Origin of the sequence: Bradyrhizobium sp. PRIMUS42 (genome assembly GCF_023006515.1) — a bacterium.
In the GTDB taxonomy this organism is placed as follows: Bacteria; Pseudomonadota; Alphaproteobacteria; order Rhizobiales; family Xanthobacteraceae; genus Bradyrhizobium.
Genome location: NZ_JALBGZ010001280.1, coordinates 1 through 954 on the forward strand (window position 1 = coordinate 1; position 954 = coordinate 954).

2 protein-coding genes are annotated in these 954 nt (G+C 67.0%); both read left to right on the forward strand.

All coding sequences use genetic code 11. The features are described from left to right. Positions 1–478 (forward strand): (2Fe-2S)-binding protein (locus MOV75_RS39695; RefSeq protein ID WP_247008298.1); only part of this gene is annotated, 478 nt, incomplete at its 5' end. Then, the coding region (locus MOV75_RS39700; protein ID WP_247008300.1) for an FAD-binding oxidoreductase at positions 475–954 on the forward strand (480 nt) is incomplete at its 3' end. The genes MOV75_RS39695 and MOV75_RS39700, both read left to right, overlap by 4 nt.

A 954-nucleotide genomic window follows, 5' to 3' on the forward strand; every position in this document is an offset into this window, starting at 1 on the left:
GAACGCCGCCGTGGTGCGTGGCCGCATCGCGGCACGCGCGGCTGTGGAAGTATTGGCGCCGGCGGCTGCGGCGAAGCTCGCACCGATGGCAACGCTTCGCTCCGATCTCGCCAAGGCTGAACGTGGTCGCGTCTTCCTCGACACGTTGTTTCGCCCTTCACCGCAATTTCGCATTCCCTCGGGCGACACCATCGTCTGTCGCTGCGAGGAGGTCACCGCGAAAGACATTCTCGACGCGGTCGCGATCGGCGCGACTGGACCGAACCAGCTCAAGGCCTATCGCCGCACCGGCATGGGGCCGTGCCAGGGCCGGCTCTGCGGCCTCACCGTCACCGAGCTGATGGCGCAGGCGCGCGGGAAGACGGCGCAGGAGATCGGTTATTACCGTCTGCGCGCGCCGGTGAAGCCGATCACGCTCGCCGAGCTCGCCGCCGTCCCGAAGACCGAAGCCGACATCAAGGCGGTGGTGCGCGGATGACCCAAAACGTGGATGCGATCGTCGTCGGCGGCGGCATCCACGGATGCTCGACTGCGCTGCATCTATGCCTTGCCGGCCTGAAGCCGGTGCTGATCGAGAAGGACTATGCCGGCCGCCACGCTTCGGGCGTCAATGCCGGCGGCGTGCGCCAACTCGCGCGGCACATCCCCGAGATCCCGCTCTCGATCCGTTCGATGGAGATCTGGGAAAAGATCTCGGATCTTCTCGACGACGATTGCAGCTTCGAGAGCCACGGCCAGGTGCTGGTCGCCGAGAACGAAGAGGAGCTCGCCGTCTGCCGTACGCGCGTGGCCGAACTCAATGCGCTCGGCTTCACCCATGAAGAGCTGATCGACGCGACTGAACTGCGGCGCCTCGTGCCGGCGGTCGCCGAAACCTGTCCCGGCGGCGTCGTCTCGCGCCGTGATGGTGCGGCCAATCCGGCGCAGACGACGACGGCATTCCGTCGCAAGGCC